The organism is Lysobacter sp. KACC 24251, assembly GCF_057747755.1.
The window spans coordinates 3,025,294-3,041,639 of sequence record NZ_CM173222.1 but is presented as its reverse complement, the minus strand read 5'-3'; the positions used below and the strand labels follow the sequence as shown (position 1 = coordinate 3,041,639).

The 16,346-nt window shown below is 70.9% G+C and carries 9 protein-coding genes; 5 read left to right on the top strand and 4 right to left on the bottom strand.

The features are described 5' to 3' along the window. Nucleotides 1-35 precede the first annotated feature (35 nt). Both AC3ARF_RS14050 and AC3ARF_RS14045 read left to right on the top strand, forming a co-directional pair. Nucleotides 36-1,466 (top strand): sialidase family protein, encoded by a 1,431-nt coding sequence (locus AC3ARF_RS14050; RefSeq protein WP_498928924.1) that lies wholly within the window; start codon nt 36-38, stop codon nt 1,464-1,466. Nucleotides 1,467-1,546: 80 nt separating this feature from the next. Beyond that, complete coding sequence (locus AC3ARF_RS14045; RefSeq protein WP_498928922.1) at nt 1,547-2,158, top strand: response regulator; 612 nt, start codon at nt 1,547-1,549, stop codon at nt 2,156-2,158. 4 nt (nt 2,159-2,162) lie between these two features. Here AC3ARF_RS14045 and AC3ARF_RS14040 read toward each other — a convergent pair whose 3' ends face one another. The 4 genes from AC3ARF_RS14040 to glyQ form a co-directional block, all read right to left on the bottom strand. Next, the gene (locus AC3ARF_RS14040; protein ID WP_498931895.1) at nt 2,163-5,951 is read right to left on the bottom strand and encodes a translocation/assembly module TamB domain-containing protein; all 3,789 of its coding nucleotides are present in this window, start codon (nt 5,949-5,951) and stop codon (nt 2,163-2,165) included. 95 nt (nt 5,952-6,046) lie between these two features. After that, the gene (locus AC3ARF_RS14035) at nt 6,047-7,837 is read right to left on the bottom strand and encodes an autotransporter assembly complex protein TamA (RefSeq protein ID WP_498928920.1); all 1,791 of its coding nucleotides are present in this window, start codon (nt 7,835-7,837) and stop codon (nt 6,047-6,049) included. Nucleotides 7,838-7,996: 159 nt separating this feature from the next. Then, nucleotides 7,997-10,063 (bottom strand): glycine--tRNA ligase subunit beta, encoded by a 2,067-nt coding sequence (gene glyS, locus AC3ARF_RS14030; RefSeq protein ID WP_498931893.1) that lies wholly within the window; start codon nt 10,061-10,063, stop codon nt 7,997-7,999. A gap of 95 nt (nt 10,064-10,158) precedes the next feature. Then, nucleotides 10,159-11,073 (bottom strand): glycine--tRNA ligase subunit alpha, encoded by a 915-nt coding sequence (glyQ, locus tag AC3ARF_RS14025; RefSeq protein ID WP_498928918.1) that lies wholly within the window; start codon nt 11,071-11,073, stop codon nt 10,159-10,161. A gap of 166 nt (nt 11,074-11,239) precedes the next feature. Between glyQ and AC3ARF_RS14020 the strand changes: the two genes are divergently transcribed. The 3 genes from AC3ARF_RS14020 to AC3ARF_RS14010 all read left to right on the top strand — a co-directional run bounded on the left by AC3ARF_RS14020 (nt 11,240) and on the right by AC3ARF_RS14010 (nt 16,311). Further along, entirely contained in the window at nt 11,240-11,977 is a 738-nt protein-coding gene (locus tag AC3ARF_RS14020) for a glutamine amidotransferase (protein WP_498928916.1), read from the top strand. Nucleotides 11,978-12,042: 65 nt separating this feature from the next. Next, nucleotides 12,043-12,969, top strand: coding sequence for a hypothetical protein (locus AC3ARF_RS14015; protein WP_498928914.1), 927 nt, complete (start codon nt 12,043-12,045; stop codon nt 12,967-12,969). Between the two features lie 162 nt (nt 12,970-13,131). Then, nucleotides 13,132-16,311: a type VI secretion system Vgr family protein gene (locus tag AC3ARF_RS14010; protein ID WP_498928912.1), complete on the top strand. Its 3,180-nt coding sequence runs from the start codon at nt 13,132-13,134 to the stop codon at nt 16,309-16,311. Nucleotides 16,312-16,346: the final 35 nt, after the last annotated feature.

The following is a 16,346-nucleotide window of genomic DNA, read 5'->3' as shown; positions in this document are numbered from 1 at the left end:
ATGACGCGGCACGCGGGTCGGGATACCCTCGGGCAATGCGCCCACTACTCGTTCCCCTCGTCATCACCGCTGCCTTGGCCGTGTCGGCCTGCCAGCCGTCCTCCACTGACGCCGCCGGCCCGCCCCGCGCCGCGGCGCCCACAGCCGCATCCCTGGCCACCGCGCCCCCGGGCCCGGCCCCGCTGGTGCAAAGCGAATGGCCGTTGCCGACGCCGGAGCGCGCCGCGCAACCGGACCTGATCGTGGCCCCGGACGGCACGCTCGTGCTGTCGTGGATCGAATCGGCGGGTAAGCGCCACACGCTGCGCCTGGCCACGCGCGCGCCCGGCGCCAGCGACTGGAGCACGCCGATCACCGTGGCCAGTGGCGACGACTGGTTCGTCAACTGGGCCGACACCCCCCATGTGGCGATGACCGCCGACGGTGCACTGTGGTCGCACTGGCTGCAGAAGTCGGCGGCCGCGACCTATGCCTATGACGTGGCGCTGGTGCGCTCGGCCGACGGCGGCCGCACGTGGACCAAGCCGGTGCTGGTCAACACCGATGGCACGCCGACCGAGCATGGCTTCGTCTCGTTGTGGGTCGCCGGGCCCGAGCGGGTGGGCGTGGCCTGGCTGGACGGCCGCCACACCGCCGAGGGTACGGACGAGGCACAGGGGTCCAGCGACGCCCATGCAGGCCATGGCGGTCACGGCGATGGCACGGCGGAGGCCGGCACCACGCCCGCGGAGGGCGATGTCCGGGCTTCTGGCGGCGCAGCGCAAGCCGTGGCTTTGCCCGCTCCGGCCACGCCGATGATGACCCTGCGCACCGCGCATTTCGATGCCCGCCTGCAGCGCCATGACGAGCAGCCGCTGGACCTGTCCACCTGCGACTGCTGCCAGACCGACGCCACCGTCCTCGACGGCCGCACCCTGCTCGCCTACCGCGACCGTACCGAAGGCGAGATCCGCGACATCTTCGTCGCCCGCCACGACGGCCAGCGCTGGCTGGCGCCGGTGCGCGTGCACGCCGACGAGTGGCGCATGCCGGCGTGCCCGGTCAATGGCCCGGCGCTGGCCGCGCGCGGCGCCGAGGTCGTGGTCGGCTGGTACACCGCCGCCGGCGACGTGCCCGCACTGAAACTGGCGCGCAGCGGCAATGCCGCCGATGCCTTCGCCGCGCCGGTGGTGGTCGACCGCGGGGAAGCCGTGCAGGGCCGTGTCGACGTCGCCCTCGACGAGGACGCGGCGTGGGTGCTGTGGGTGCGCGAAACGCCGCAGGGCCAGTCACTGCACCTGGCACGCTACACGCCCGACCTGTCGCGCGAGCTGCAGCGGCTGGAGGTCGCCCGCCTGCAGGGCCGCGGCCGCGCCACCGGCTTCCCGCAACTGGTGCTGGCCGACGGCGGCGCCTACGTGGTGTGGACCGATGTGGTCGAGGGTCGCCCGCTGCTCAGGGGCGCCCGCTTTGCCGAACGTGGCTGACCGCCAGCCATGCCTTGACCCGCGTTGTCATTGGGAAACATTCTCGGGGGTCTCACGGGGGCCGCTGGCACACTGACGCGATGATCCGGATCCTGCTGGTCGACGACCACGCCATCGTGCGCGAGGGTTTCAAGCGCCTGTGCGAGGCCGCGCCCGACCTGCAGGTGGTTGCCGAGGCCGGCAGCGTGGACGAGGCGCTGGCCGCGGTACGCCTGCATCCGCTGGACGTGGCGCTGGTGGACATCTCGCTGGGCCAGCAGAGCGGCCTGCAACTGCTGCCCGGACTGCTCGCGATCGCGCCCACGCTCAAGCCGATCGTCGTCAGCATGCACGAGGACCCGGCACTGGTGGTGCGTGCCATGGACAACGGCGCGCACGGCTACATCACCAAGGGCGCCGCCGCGCAGGAACTGTTGTCCGCGCTGCGCCGGGTGCACGCGGGCGAACGCGTGCTCAGCAGCGACATCGCGCCGATGCGGCCGAATGCGGACGCCACCCGGCTGAGCCAGCGCGAGCGCGAAACGTTGCGCGGCCTGCTGTCGCAGCAGCCGCCCAAGGCGTTGGCCATCGACCTGGGCATCAGCGTCAAGACCCTCTACCGGCACCGCGCCAACCTGATGGAGAAGCTGGGCGCGCGCAATGCCGCCGACCTGGCGCGCATCGCGCAGGAACGTGGACTGCTGATCGGCTGATCGGCTACTTCTCGGTACGCCAGTTGACCGAGGCGCGGTTCTCCACCGTGCTCGATTCGATCTCGATGTCGAAGCCTTTGCGCAGCAGGTATTTCAGCGTCAGCACCTGGCCGGTGCCGAGCAGTGACACGCCGTAGCTGACGTACAGCTTGGGCGACAGGTACTTGCCCACGCCAAAGACGCTGCCGCCCAACGCGCGGCTTTCCATCACCCCAGCATCGTCCAGGCCGATGCGCGCGCCCAGCTGCGACGCCAGCAGGCTGCCACCGGCGGTGAGCGCGGCGCTGGCCGCGTTGAGCTGGCGGCTCTCGTCGCGGCTGGCGCTGGACAACGGCCGGCCGAGGGCCAGGTAGGCCAGCGCCTCGGACTGCGAGCTGGCCGGGTCCGACCACACCGTGGCTTCCGGCGCGTTGGCGCGGCCGCGGATATCGACCCCGGCGGTGACCTGGCCCACTTCGCGTTCGGCGCGGATGTTGAGGATCGGATTGCCGACCGGACCCCCGGACCAGACCAGCTCGCCCCGGGTGATGGTGAGCTTCTGCCCGTAGGCGGTGTAGCGGCCGTCGACGTCGAGCTGGCCGCTGGCGGTCATCTCGCGGCCGGGGCGGGCGCGCACGCGCAGGCGGCCGCCAAGCGTGCCGTCCAGGCCGAAGCCCTTGAGCTGCACGTCGTCGCCCAGCGCGAGGGTGAGGTCCAGGTCCAGCGGCAGGGCGCCGGTGTCCTCCGGATCGGCCGGATCGAGCACGACCACGTCGTCGGAGGCGGAGACGCCTTCGTCCAGGCGTTCCAGGTCCATCCGTGCCGATGGCACGGTCACGGTGCCAGTGACCTGGAGCGGCTGACCCGCGGCGTAGCGCACCACCACGTCGGGGCTGGCGACCGCGCGCAGGTCGCGGGTGTCGGAGACCAGCACGTTGTCGCCGCGCACGTTGAGCACCAGCGGCGTGTCGTCGCCCTGCCAGCCGAGGGTGCCGTCCAGGGTGAGGGTGCCTTCGCCCGAGCGCACCCGGCCGCTGATCCGCGCGCTGCCGTCGGGCTGCGCGTCCAGGCGCACGTCGCCGTCGCGCAACTGGATCGCCAGCGCCGGCAGTTCGGTGGCGAAGTTGCTGAGCTGCGCATTGCCGCCCAGCAGCGGCTGCGCGCGCGTGCCCGAGAGCTGGATGCGGCCGGCGAGACGGCCGGTGGGCTCGACGATGTCCGGCGAGAACAGCTCCATCCACGTCAGCTCGTCGGTGTCGACGGCGACTTCGCCGAGCAGCGGGGCGTAGGCGTCCCAACCGGTGGCGACGCGCGCGTCCACGCGGCCATCGTCGTTGAGGGTGGCGTCGAGTTCGGCGGTCAGGCGTTGCGGGTCGAAGGTGGTGCGCAGGGTGAGGCCGGTGTAGCGCACGGGCTCCGAGCGCGCGCGTTCGCTGAACTTCAGCCCGCCACCCGCGGAGGTGAGGGTGGCAGTGCCGCGCCAAGCGTTGCCCAACGGACGCACCTGCGCCTCGATCGCGACATCGCCGCGCAGCAACCAAGGGCGGCGGTCGCGGCGCTCTGGCAGGTACGGCTGCAGCAGCGCGAGCGGCAGCCCGCGGCCGTCGACGTCCACGCCGCGCCGCGGCCAGTCGGCGCTGGCGCACAGCGTACCGCCGCCACTGGACGCCAGGCACGCCTGGCTCAGCGCGCCGTTGCGGCCGTCCCAGCGGAAGCGTGCGGGCTGTTGCAGGCGCCACTGCGCGCCCTTGGCGGGGTCGAAGGCCAGGGCGGACAGCTCGCCCTGCCAGATCGAGCCGTTGCGCGCGGCGTTGCCTTCCAGCTGCAGCGCGCCGACGTCGCCGCGCGCACGCGCGTCCAGTTGCAGCGCTTCCACCGCACCGCGCGCGGTGAGGTTCAGGGTGTCGAACGGCAGGCCCGCCTGCAGGCCGGTCGCCTGCACGTCCAACGTGCCGTTGCGGCCGCGCCACGGCAGTCGGCCGCGCGCGCGCAGGGTGTCGGCGCGGTAGTCGCCGTAGCGCAGACCGCGGCCATCGAGGTCCACGTCGACGTCCGGCGCGTTGCGCGGTCCGCGCAGCTGCAGTTGGCCCTGCAGGGTGCCTTGTCCCTCGGGGAGCAGATCGGCCAGATGCAGGGGGGTGAAACGGGCGTCCACGTCGAGCGCGTTGCCCACCGTGCCCTTGGCCTGGACCCGGCTGGCGCCGAGGCTCAGCGCGACCTCGCCTTCGTAGCGGTCCTCGCCGCGGCCGGGCGCGGCGCCGTGCAGTGCGAAGCGGCCCCCGCCCGCCAGCGCGCGATCGCGCAGCCGGCCGCCCAGGCGCCGCACGTCGAGCGTGGCCTCCAGCCCGCCATCGCCGCGGGTGTGGCCCTCGCTGGCGAGCACGCCGTTAACCGCGCCCTTCCACGCCGGGGCGAAATAGCCGGGATCGAAGCCGGCGAGGTCGGCGTTCAAGGCCCAGCGCAAGGACGGCGCCCATGCCACGTCGCCGCGCGCGTCCAGCGTGCCGGTGGGCATGCGAGCCTGCAGCGACTTCAAGCGGGCACGCTCGGTGTTGCCGCGCGCGTCGAAGCGCAGGTCGGCCGCCTGGCCGTCGCGCTCCAGGCGCGCGGTGCCGATTGCCGCCCACGCCTGCAGCGCGCCGGCGAGGCCGAAGTCGCCGTTGGCGATGATCGCCGGCGTGCCCTTGCCGCCCCCCCACTTCAGCTGGCGGGCGTTGACCGCGAAGCGCAGCGTGCCGTGCTCGGGGTCGCGCAGGTCGGCGCGCCCGCGCAGGGTGAGGGTGCCATCGAGCAGTGCCAGGGCCAGCGGCTGCACGTCCAGCACCTGTTCGTTCAAGCGCAGCTTCGAAGGCAGCACGGTCAGCGTCTGGCCATCGCGGGTGACCCGGCCGCGCAGGTCGGCCGCGCCTTCGACGCCGTCCGCCTGTAGCGACCAGGCCAGCGGCACGCCCGGCTCACCGCCAGCGAGCAGCGCCGGGTCAAAGGCCTCCGCGGTGCTGCGTAGCTGCCAGCGCGGATGCTCGCGGCCGCGCAGGGTCACGCTCGCGCGCACGGGACCGGGTGCGCGCCCCGCCACGGCCACATCCATCCGCGCGAGGTCGCCGCGCGCCACCAGCCCGAGCCGCGGCGCGGTGCGGCCGACCGGCGCGGGGAACACCGCGGTGGCGGTCAGGTCGGCGCGGTAGTCGTCGCGCGGCACGTAGTCGCCATGCAGGGTGAAGCGGCCGCGGTCGCTGTCCATCGCCAGCCGTTCCACGTGCAGCGTGCCGGGTTGTGCGTCCACGCCGCCGCGCAGCTGATGGATGGTGAGCAGCGGGGCGCCCGCGCGGTTCACGCGCAACCCGTCGATGTGCAGGTCATCGGCCTGCAGGGCCAGCGGCGGCTGGATGTCGGGCAGCACGTCCGGCCAGCGCGGCAACTCGAACGGCTCGTTGTCCTCGGGCAGGTCCAGCGTGGCCCCGCTGATCCGCAGCGCATCCAGCCGCAGGCGCCGACCGAGCAGTGGGCGGATGGCCGGGTCCAGCACCAGCGTGTCGGCGGTGAACACCACCGGCCCACTCGGGGTGCAGTCGTGGCGCTCGGGCGGGCACGCCGGGGTGTAGGCGAAGCGCACGCCCCGCAGGGTCATCGGCCCCGCCGCCGGGCCCTCGGCCGAGCGCCAGGTCAGGGATGCGCCATCGGGCAAGCGCGCCACGATCTGCTTGAGCAGTGCGTCGCGCCCGCCAATGGTGGTCAGCAGCCAGTAGACCAGGGCCACGACCGCGAGGGCGAGCACGCCGGCCACCAGGCTGCTGCGCAGCGCCAGCCAGCGCATGCGTGCACGCCGACGCGCACGCAGCTCGGCGATGCGCGCCTCGCGCTCTTCGGGCGACAGGTCCTGCAGGTCGGTGCGCCGCCGGATCACCATGGTTACAGGTCCGGGCCGATGTTGAGGTACAGCTGGAAGCCCGAATCCGGGTCGTCCAGTCCACGGGCAACGTCGATGCGCACCGGGCCCACCGGCGAACGCCAGCGCAGGCCGATGCCCACGCCGGTGCGGAAGTCGGGCGAGTCGTTGAACGCACTGCCGCTGTCCACGAACACCGCCGCGCCCCACGCGTCATTGAAGTAGCGCTCGTACTCCACGCTGCCGGTCAGCACGTTCTTCGCCCCGACCGGAAACTTGTCACCGTCGTCGCCGATCCGCGGGCCCACCTCGCGCCAGCCGTAGCCGCGGATGCTGCGATCGCCACCGGCGTGGAAGCGCAGGCTGGGCGGCAGGTCGACCAGTGCGTCGGTGAGGGTATGGCCAAGTTCGCCGCGGGTGATCAACCGGCTGCGTTCGCCCAGGCCGCGATACAGCCGTGCGGTAATGTGGGCCTGCAGGAAGTTGGCGTCCGAGCCCGCCCCTTCGACGCCCCCGCGCAACATCACCGCACCGCCAAGGCCACGGCGCGGATACAGCCGGTCGTCGGTGTCCAGGTACTCGCCGCGCAGCGACGGGTAGGTATAGCTGGCGTAGCGGTACTCCTCCGGCCCGATCGTGCCCAGCCGACGCTCCGCCTCATACGCCCAGCGCTCGCGCAGTGCGTGCACCGAAGCGACCGCCGTCCAGTGGGCATTGATCTCGCCGCTGCGCGCGGCGATCAGCTCGACCCGGCGATTGTCGATGTAGTCGGTCTGCTCATCGGCGGCCTGCGCGGTCAACGTGTACCAGCCATCGATCCAGCCGAAGGCCGGGATGCGGTACTGCGCGGTCAACGTCTTGCGCTTCACCGCCCAGTCGACCTGGGCCAGTGCCTTGTGGCCACGGTCGTTGACGTAGCGCCGCTCCGCGCCCAGGCGCACGCCCGCGCCACTGTCGGTGCCGTAGCTGAGGCCGGCGGTGTAGATCGACCGCTTGGCAGGGGTCAGCGTCACCGTGGTCGGCACCCGCCCGTCCACCGCCGCGTGCGGGTGTGGTTCGATGTCGATGCTGGAGAAGTAATCGAGCTTGGCCAGCGACTCGCGCAGCCGGTCCAGTTTGCCCTGGTGGTAGTAACTGCCTTCCTCCCAGTACACGAAGTGTTCGAGTATGCCGTCGCGCAGGATCCGCTTGGGCGACTGCACGAACGTGGTCGCGCCCATGTCGTAGCGATCGCCGCTGCTCCAGCGCAGGTCGATGTCGGCGGCGTGTTCGGCGCGGGTCACCTCGACCCGCCGCGAAGTGAAGTCGGCATCGAAATAGCCGCGTTCGGCCAGGCGGCGGGTGATGCGCGCCTTGCTGGCCTCGTAGATGCCATGGTCGAAGATGTCGTCGGTCGCGGGGGTGAACGCGGCGATCTCGCGATCGAGGTAGCGGTCGTCCGCACCCGGGCCCTCGATGGCGACTGTCGCCTGGCGGACCCGCACCGGTTCGCCGGGCTGCACGTTGATCACCACTTCTGTGGTGCCGGCATCATCATCGCGGGTGCGCTCGACGGTGATCGTCGGCGAGTAATAGCCGAACGGCTCCAGCGCCTCACGCGCTTCGTTCTCCGCTTCACGCACCAGATAGCCCAGCCGGCGGCCGGAAATCTCGCGGTCGATGGCGTCGACCAGCGACAGGGAGACCCGCACGTTGGTGGCCATCGCCTCGTCCAGGCCGCGGATGTCGACCCGGGTGACCTTCGCCGCCTGTGCCGTGCCCATCAGGCACAGGCTCATCAGGCCGCAGGTGAGGATCCGGACGACAGGTCGCATCGCCGCAGGATACCCACGGCGTGTCAAAGCGCGATTAACGTCCGCCGCGGGACCAGCCAGCGCTGCCCGCGCCTCGGCCCGCGGGCAAGCCGCGCGGGCCACGGTTGCTGCAGTGGCGAGTCCGTTCGCGATGGGGTGCATGCGTGACCGGCGCGCCGGTCAGATCGCCAGTTGCTCGATCGCCGCCACGCTGCCGAGGCGGTCGCTCAACCGCTGCAGCAGGGCGAGCCGGTTGTTGCGCACCGCCATGTCGTCGGCATTGACCATCACCGCGTCGAAGAACGCATCGACCTGCGGGCGCAGCCGCGCCAGGCGGCCGAGCACGGCCACATAGTCGCGTGAATCCAGCAGGGCGTCCGTGTCGGCCACCGCCGCATCCATCGCCGCGGCCAGCTCGCGCTCGGCCGGCTCGGTCAGCAACGCGGCATCGATCGTCGTCGGCACCGCGCCTTCGACCTTGCGCAGGATGTTGCGGCTGCGCTTGTTGGCCGCGGCCAGCGCGGCCGCCTCCGGCAACTTGCTGAACTCGCCGATGGCGCGCAGCCGCGCGTCGAAGTCCGGCAGCGATTCGTGCACGGCGTTGTACACCGCCTCGAACTGCGCGGCCGACACGCCCTGCTCGGTGTAGTAGCCGCGCAGGCGGTCGTAGACGAACTGGGTGATGTCCAGCGCACCCAGTTCCGGATGCGTGGTCGGCTGCAGCGCCACAGCAGCTTCGACCAGTTCGTGCAGCACCACGTCATGGCCGCCTTCCAGCAATGTCCGCGCCAGACCGAGCGCATTGCGGCGCAGGGCAAACGGGTCCTTGTTGCCGGTCGGGCGCAGGCCCGCGGCGAAACCGCCGGCCAGCGTGTCCAGGCGCTCGGCAATCGCCAGCACCTGGCCCAGCTTCGACGGGGCGATGGCGTCGCCGGCAAAGCGCGGCATGTACGCCTCGTCCAGCGCGTTGGCCAGTTCGATCGGCTCGCCGGCCACCGCCGCGTAGTACCGCCCCGAGATGCCCTGCAGCTCGGGGAACTCGTTGACCAGGCGCGACTGCAGGTCGGCCTTCGACAGTTCCGCCGCACGCCGCGCCAGCGCCGGGTCCACGCCCGCCGCCCGCGCCACGCGTTCGGCCAGCGCTGCCACGCGCGCGACCTTGTCGGCCACCGTGCCGAGCTTGGCCTGGTAGGTCACGCTCGACAGACCCTCGTTCATCGACGCCAGGCCCTGCTTCATGTCCTCGACGAAGAAGAACTTGGCATCGGCGAAGCGCGGCCGGATCACGCGCTCGTAGCCCTTGCGCACCTCGGCCTCGTCGTTCGACTCGATGTTGGCGATGCCGACGAAGTGCTCGCTGAGCTTGCCGTCGGCGTCCAGCACCGGGAAGAACTTCTGGTTGGTTTCCATGGTCGCGATCAGCGCTTCCTGCGGCACGGCAAGGAATTCGCGCTCAAAGCTGCACGCCACCGCCTTCGGCCACTCGGTGAGGCCGTTGACCTCCTCGAGGATGCCGGCATCGATGCGCGCGCTGCCGCCAGCCGAACGTGCGGTGGCCTCGACTTCGGCGACGATGCGCGCGCGGCGCTCGTCCGGATCAACCAGCACCTTGGCACTGCGCAGCGACTCGACGTAGTCGCCCGGGGTGCTGAACCACACCGGCTTGTCATGCATGAAACGGTGGCCGCGGCTGAGGCGGTCGCTGCGCACGCCCAGCACTTCGGCATCGACCACGTCCTTGCCCAGCAGCAGTACCAGCCAGTGCACCGGGCGGGCGAAGCCATACTCGTTCGCGCCCCAGCGCATCGGCTTGGGGATCGGCATCGCCGCGATGGCCTCGCGCACGATGTCGCCCAGCAGCTCGGACGTGCGCAGGCCAGGCTTCACCGAACGATGCACGAAGCGTTCGCCCTTGGCGTCGCTGGTCTTCTGCAGCGTCGTCCAGTCGATGCCCGCCTTGGCGGCGAAGCCCTGCAGCGCCTTGGTCGGCTGGCCGTCGGCATCCAGCGCGATGTTGAGGTACGGTCCCAGCACTTCCGACGCCTGCTCGGGCTGCTCGACGGCCACGCCCGGCAGCAGCACCGCGAGCCGGCGCGGGGTGTACAGCGGCTTGGCGCCTTCGCGGTCGAAGGCGATGCCGCGCTTGTGCAGCCCGTCGATCACGCCGTCGAAGAACGCCTGCGCCAGCCCGGCCAGCGCCTTGACCGGCAGTTCCTCGGTGCCCAGCTCGATCAGCAGGGCCTTCATGTCGGCAACCGCACGCCCGCCGCCGTTGGTCTCATCCATCATCGTCTCGTGTTCCGTCCTGCCGTCTGCCGCGATTGCGTTCGCCTGCGTCGCCATCACGCGGCCTCCGCGTCGGCAGCGCGCTTCAAGCCGGGGAAGCCGAGCTTCTCGCGCTGTGCGAAATACGCCTCGGCCACGCCTTGGGCAATGCGGCGCACGCGCAGGATGTAGCGCTGGCGCTCGGTCACGCTGATCGCGCGGCGCGCATCCAGCAGGTTGAAGCTGTGGCTGGCCTTGCACACCTGGTCATACGCCGGCAGCGGCAGGCCGAGTTCGATCAGCTTCAGCGCCTCGGCTTCGCACGCATCGAAGCGGTGGAATAACTCGGCCACGTCCGCGTGCTCGAAGTTGTACGCCGACTGCTCGACCTCGTTCTGGTGGTACACGTCGCGGTAGGTCACCGGCGTGCCGTCGGGGCCGTAGGTCCACACGATGTCGAACACGTTGTCGACGTTCTGCAGGTACATGCACAGCCGCTCGAGGCCGTAGGTGATCTCGCCCAGCACCGGCTTGCACTCGATGCCACCGGCCTGCTGGAAGTAGGTGAACTGGGTCACCTCCATGCCGTTGAGCCACACCTCCCAGCCCAGGCCCCAGGCGCCCAGCGTCGGCGATTCCCAGTTGTCCTCGACCAGGCGCAGGTCGTGCACCAAGGGGTCCACGCGGAGCGCCTTCAATGAATCGAAATACAGCTCGACGATGTTGGCCGGCGAGGGCTTCATCGCCACCTGGAACTGGTAGTAGCGCTGCAGGCGGTTGGGATTCTCGCCGTAGCGCCCGTCGGTCGGCCGGCGGCAGGGCTGCACGTAGGCCGCGTTCCACGGCTCCGGGCCCAGCGCGCGCAGGAAGGTGGCCGGGTGGAAGGTGCCTGCGCCGACCTCCAGGTCGAGCGGCTGGATCAGCACGCAGCCCTGTTCGGCCCAGAAGGCGTTCAGGCGCTGGATGAGTTCCTGGAAGGTCGGTGCGGCCATGGTCTCGTTTTGCGCGCGACAAGGCGGGCTAGTATAGCGGCGAGGCTGCAGTCGACGGCCCGGAGACGGTGCCGGCGCGTAGCTGCCGCGGGTGGGTCGACGTCCCGTCCACGGCCCGCCAACACGACTTCCTGCCGCCATTTCGTCCAGCTCCCGTCCTGCCGCCGTGTCCAAGTCCGCCCGTGCCCCGTTCCTGATCCTTGAAACCGGCCAGCCGGTGGCCTCGATGCGCCGCCATCGCGGCTTCCCGCACTGGATCCGCGTCGCCGCCGGGTTGGAGGCCGACGAGACCGTGGTGGTCAACGTCCAGGCCGGCGAGCCGCTGCCCATCCGCGAAGGCTTCGCCGGTACCCTGGTGACGGGCTCGGGCGCGATGGTTACCGACCGCGCCGAATGGAGCGAGCGCAGCGCCGACTGGTTGCGCGACGCCGCCCACGCCGGCATGCCGCTGCTGGGCATCTGCTACGGCCACCAGCTGCTGGCCCATGCCCTCGGCGGCGAGGTGGCCGACCATCCGGCCGGGCGCGAGATGGGCACCATCGGCCTGGCCCTTCATGAGACCGCCGCGCACGACCCGCTGTTCACCGGCCTGCCGCCGGTGTTTCCCGCGCAGGCCACGCACCTGCAGACCGTGCTGCGTCCGCCCGTCGGTGCCACCGTGCTGGCCCGCTCGGAACACGATGCCTGCCATGCCTTCCGCTGGGGCGACCGGGCCTGGGGCCTGCAGTTCCATCCCGAATTCAGCGCCACCCACATGCGCGGCTACGTGCGGGCGCGCAGCGAGGCCCTGCTGCGCGAGGGCCGCTGCCCGAAGACCGTGGCGCGCGAGGTCAGCGCCACCCCGCACGCGCGCCGCGTGCTGCGCCGCTTCGTCCGCCACGCGCGCACCCTGTCGGGGCACTGACGGCTCGGGTAGCATGGCCGGGTGCGCGCAGGCGCACCCTTTTCGAATTCCGGGGAACCAGTTCCATGACGACACGTGCGATGGGTCCGATGGCGGGCCTTGATTGGCTCAAGCGCGGGCTGAACCTGGGTCGCCACAACCCGAAGGCGATCTTTGGCGGTGCGGCCGTGCTGGTGGCGGCGGTCTTCGTCGTCGCGCTGGTGGTCAGCCTGTTGATGAGCGGCTTGGCTGCTGCCTTCGGCCAAGGGAGCGCGGGGGCCATGGCCATTGGCCTGCTCACCATCGTGCTGATGCTGCTGGCCATGTCGATCCTGATGGTCGGCTACTTCCGCCTGCTGGATGCCGTTGAGCACGGGCAGCCCGCCCGGGCGCTGGATGTGCTGGCCGGCTTCCGTGACCTGCCCACCAGCGGACGGATGATGGGCTTCATGCTGTCGCTCACCGTGCTGCAGAACCTGCTCCTGCTGGTCGTGGTCGGCACGCTGGCCAGTGACTTTGGCGCGTGGTACCTGGCCAACATGCAGGCCTCGATGGGTGGGGGCACGCCCGCGCCGATGACCGCGCCGCCCGCGGGCTTCGGCCTCGCCTTCGTGGTCATCGTGATCATCGGGTTGTTCTGCTACGCCGTGCAGGCCATCGGCTTCGGCCAGATCGCGCTGCGTGGCCGCGGCATCGGCGGCGCGCTGGCGGACGGCGGCGCCGGGGCGGCCAAGAACCTGCTGCCGCTGCTGGTGTTCGCGCTGACCATGTTCGCGGCGATGCTGCTGCTGGGCGTCGCCATCCTGCTGGTGGCCGGCATCGGTGGCCTGCTGGTCAAGCTGCTCGGTACCTGGGTGGGCATCCTGTTGGGGGTGCCGCTGTATGCCGCCTTCATCATCGGCGTGGTGGTGGTCATGTTCGGCGTGATGTATTACCTGTGGCGCGACGTGGCCGGCGGTGGCGAGCCGCCCGCGGTCAAGCCGGCCGACAGCGGGCACCACATCGAGCTGTAACCCGCTCGGGCCGGTTCCTCCCGAACCGGCTATGATCGGCAGGTGACGACCCCGCGGGCAGCGCCCCGGGTCGCCACGATGCCCCGCACAGGAGTGCGGGATGGGCATGGACCGCGATGACGCCACCCGGCGCGTCGCGGGCACACAAGGAGGTGGAACGCCATGGATCTACTCGCATCGGTGCTGGCCGTGTTGGCCGGCGGCCCCCTGCAGCATGATCGCCTGCTCCGGCTGCACACGCCGCTGGGCCCCGACGTGCTCGTGGCGGAAACGCTGGACGGCGTCGAATCCGTGGATGGCGGCGGCTTCCGCTTCGAGCTGACCGCCCTGTCCGTCGACGCGCACCTGTCGCTCGACCGCCTGTTGGGCGAGCCGGTGCTGCTGCAGTGGCAGACCGACGGAAGCAACGGCACGGCTGGTGCCCACGGCGGCAATGCCATTCAGGGGATGCTGGACAGCGCGCAAGCAGTGCGCCCGCTGCATGGCCACGTGACCCGCTGCGAGCGCGTGGGCAGCAACGGCGGGCTGGCGCGGTACCGCCTGCGCATCGAGCCTTGGCTGGCGTTCCTGCGCCAGCGCGTGGACAGCTACGTCTTCCAGGACATGACGGTGGTCGAGATCGTCGAGTCGGTGTTCGCCGATTACGTCGATGGTGTCGCCGGGCCCGGGGGTGGCGGGAAGCTCGCGCCGGCGTGGCGCTGGGCGCTGAACGATCCGGCCGTGTACCGCAAGCGCAGCCTCACCACGCAATACCAGGAAAGCGACCTCGCGTTCGTCGAGCGACTGCTGGCGGAGGAAGGCATTGCGTACTGGTTCGAACACGAGGGCGCCGCCGGCGCTGCGGCGGGTGGCAGTGACGGGGCGGACGGCGCCTCGCTGGGCACGCACACGCTGGTGCTGGGTGACAACGCGGAGGCCTTCGCCGAGTTGGGCAGCGTGCGCCACCACCGCAGCGACGCCACCGAACGCCACGATGGCGTGCACACCTGGAGCACCGCGCGCCGTTGGCGGCCGGTGCAGCTGCGCCGCGCCAGTTGGGACTACAAGACGCTGGACGTGCGTGCGGTTGAGGCCGGCGTTGGGGGCGACGGCATCGTGGTGCTGGACGATGACACCGCCGGCCCGTACGCGTGGCCCGACCGCGACACCGGCGAGCGCTATGCGCGGCAGCAGTGGGAAGCGTTGCAGGTCGGTGCGCAAACCGGACATGGCGCCGGCACTTGGCGCAGCCTGCGCGCGGGCGCGCGCTTCCAGCTGCTGGACGATGACTGGGCCGGATGGCTGGGTTTGTCCTCGGCATCGAGTACAGCCAGCGTGGACGCCGCAGGCGACAACGCCTTCATCTGCCTGCGCGTGCACCACCGCGCCCGCAACAACCTGGGCGCGCAGATGCTGGCTGCGGTGGAACAGGCGCTGGGGCCTGCCGTCACGGCGACGCCGGCGTTGCCTGGCGCATGGGCGGTGCAAGATGAGGCAACCTGCACCGGGCCGCATCCCGGACTCAATGCCGACTCTGCCGGCGTGGGACGAAACCCTGCCGCAGATGCCGAGACCAACGAGGCAGGCGCGTACTTCTACCAGAACGGTTTCGACGCCATCCCCGCGCATCTGCCGTACCGCCCGATCACCGTGGACGGCCACGGCGTGCGCCGCCACCCGCGCCCCACCGTGCACGGTACCCAGACCGCGATTGTGGTCAGTGACGACGCGCCGCTGCTGACCGACCGCGACCATCGAGTCAAGGTGCAGTTCCCGTGGCAGCGTGGCGGCGACGCCGGGAATCGACTGGAGCACCCGTCCGGTGAAACCAACGCCCCGGCCCACGGCGGCACGGGGACCTGGGTGCGCGTGGCGGGCCCGTGGGCGGGCGACAACTGGGGCAGCGTGCTGGTGCCGCGCAAGGGCCAGGAGGTGCTGGTCGTGTTCCTGGAGGGCGACATCGACCGCCCCGTGGTGATCGGCAGCGTGTACAACGGCCGCGGCAACGCCGACGCCGCGCACAACCAGACCGGCCTTGGTGCGGGCGGCGCCACCGGCAACGCGCCGGCGTGGTTCGATGGCAACGAGCACGCGGCGGTGTTCACCGGCCTCAAGAGCCAGCAGCTGGCCGACAGCCAGGGCGGCACCGGCGGCTACCAGCAGCTGCGTCTGGACGACACACCGGGCCAAGGCCGGGTCCAGGCGAACACCACCCAGTTCGCCAGCGGGCTGACCCTGGGCCACCTCAAGGGCGGCCAGGACAACGAACGCGGCCCCGACCGTGGCTTTGGCTTCGAGCTGGTGACCCAGGCCAGCGGCGGGGTGCGCTCCGGCGCCGGCCTGCTGCTCACCACCGAGCGCGGTAGCCAACAGCTGAGTGCGGACGGCGCACTGCAGCAATTGCAGCAGTCAGAGCAGTTGCTGCAGAGCCTGCACGACGCGGCTACCGCGCAGAACGCCACCTTGCCTGATGATTCGCGTGCGCTGCCCGCGCACGAGTCGATCAAGGCGCTGCAGGAGACCCTGCGCGCCACCCAGACCGGCACCGCTCCCGGCGACGGCATCGGCGGCGGCGAAGGCGACGCGCCGGGCTGGTCATCCCCGGCCATCGTGGCCAGCAGCCCCGACGGCATCGTCAGCGTGACGCCGGCCGACCAGGTGTGGGTGTCGGGCACGCAGTCGGTGATCACCGCTGGGCAGGATCTGCAGTGGATGAGTCAGGGCGAAGCCGTGGCGGCGGTGGCGGGCGGGGTGCTGCTGTATGCGCATGGCAACGAAGCGCCGAAGGGCAAGCCGAACCAGGAGCGGGGGATTGCGCTGCATACGGCGCAGGCAGCAGTCAGCGTGCGGGCGCACGCCAACTTGGCGAGAGTGGCGGCCAAGGTGGGCGTCACGGTGGCCAGTACCAACGCGACTGTAGACCTGAAGGCCGCCAAGCACTTGCTGGTAACCGCTGCAGGAGCCTATCTAAGGATCGAGGGCGGCAACATCGAGCTGGCCGCGCCCAGCTCGATCGAGTTCAAAGCGGCGAGAAAAGAATGGGCGGGAGCACGGAGCGTTCATTCCAGATCGCCGGCATTCCCGCTCCCCCAAAAGCTCCAACGCTTCAGTGAGCAGTTTGACCTCGACGAATTGGTCCTGATGGACGAGACGCTAATCAACGCCGGCTACCTAATGCGCAGCGCCGGCGGCAGGGTGGCGCGGGGAAGGCTGGACTTCAACGGGATGACCGCCCGGATCTACAGCGAGGACAAAGTCGACGTTGAACTATTGGTAGGCGACGGAGACTGGGATGTGTTTGAGGACGTGGGAGCAGAGGATCTCTGGGTAGAGGAAAACAATGAAGGGATTACACATTCTTGACGCAGGTGCGCTTTGCGTTTTGTTGCTCATTGCGG

Excerpts from the sequence above, each read along its gene's own strand:
- AC3ARF_RS14050 (WP_498928924.1), top strand. The coding sequence starts at position 36 with ATGCGCCCACTACTCGTTCCCCTCGTCATCACCGCTGCCTTGGCCGTG.
- AC3ARF_RS14045 (WP_498928922.1), top strand. The coding sequence starts at position 1,547 with ATGATCCGGATCCTGCTGGTCGACGACCACGCCATCGTGCGCGAGGGT.
- AC3ARF_RS14040 (WP_498931895.1), bottom strand. The coding sequence starts at position 5,951 with ATGCGCTGGCTGGCGCTGCGCAGCAGCCTGGTGGCCGGCGTGCTCGCC.
- AC3ARF_RS14035 (WP_498928920.1), bottom strand. The coding sequence starts at position 7,837 with ATGCGACCTGTCGTCCGGATCCTCACCTGCGGCCTGATGAGCCTGTGC.
- glyS (WP_498931893.1), bottom strand. The coding sequence starts at position 10,063 with ATGAAGGCCCTGCTGATCGAGCTGGGCACCGAGGAACTGCCGGTCAAG.
- glyQ (WP_498928918.1), bottom strand. The coding sequence starts at position 11,073 with ATGGCCGCACCGACCTTCCAGGAACTCATCCAGCGCCTGAACGCCTTC.
- AC3ARF_RS14015 (WP_498928914.1), top strand. The coding sequence starts at position 12,043 with ATGACGACACGTGCGATGGGTCCGATGGCGGGCCTTGATTGGCTCAAG.
- AC3ARF_RS14010 (WP_498928912.1), top strand. The coding sequence starts at position 13,132 with ATGGATCTACTCGCATCGGTGCTGGCCGTGTTGGCCGGCGGCCCCCTG.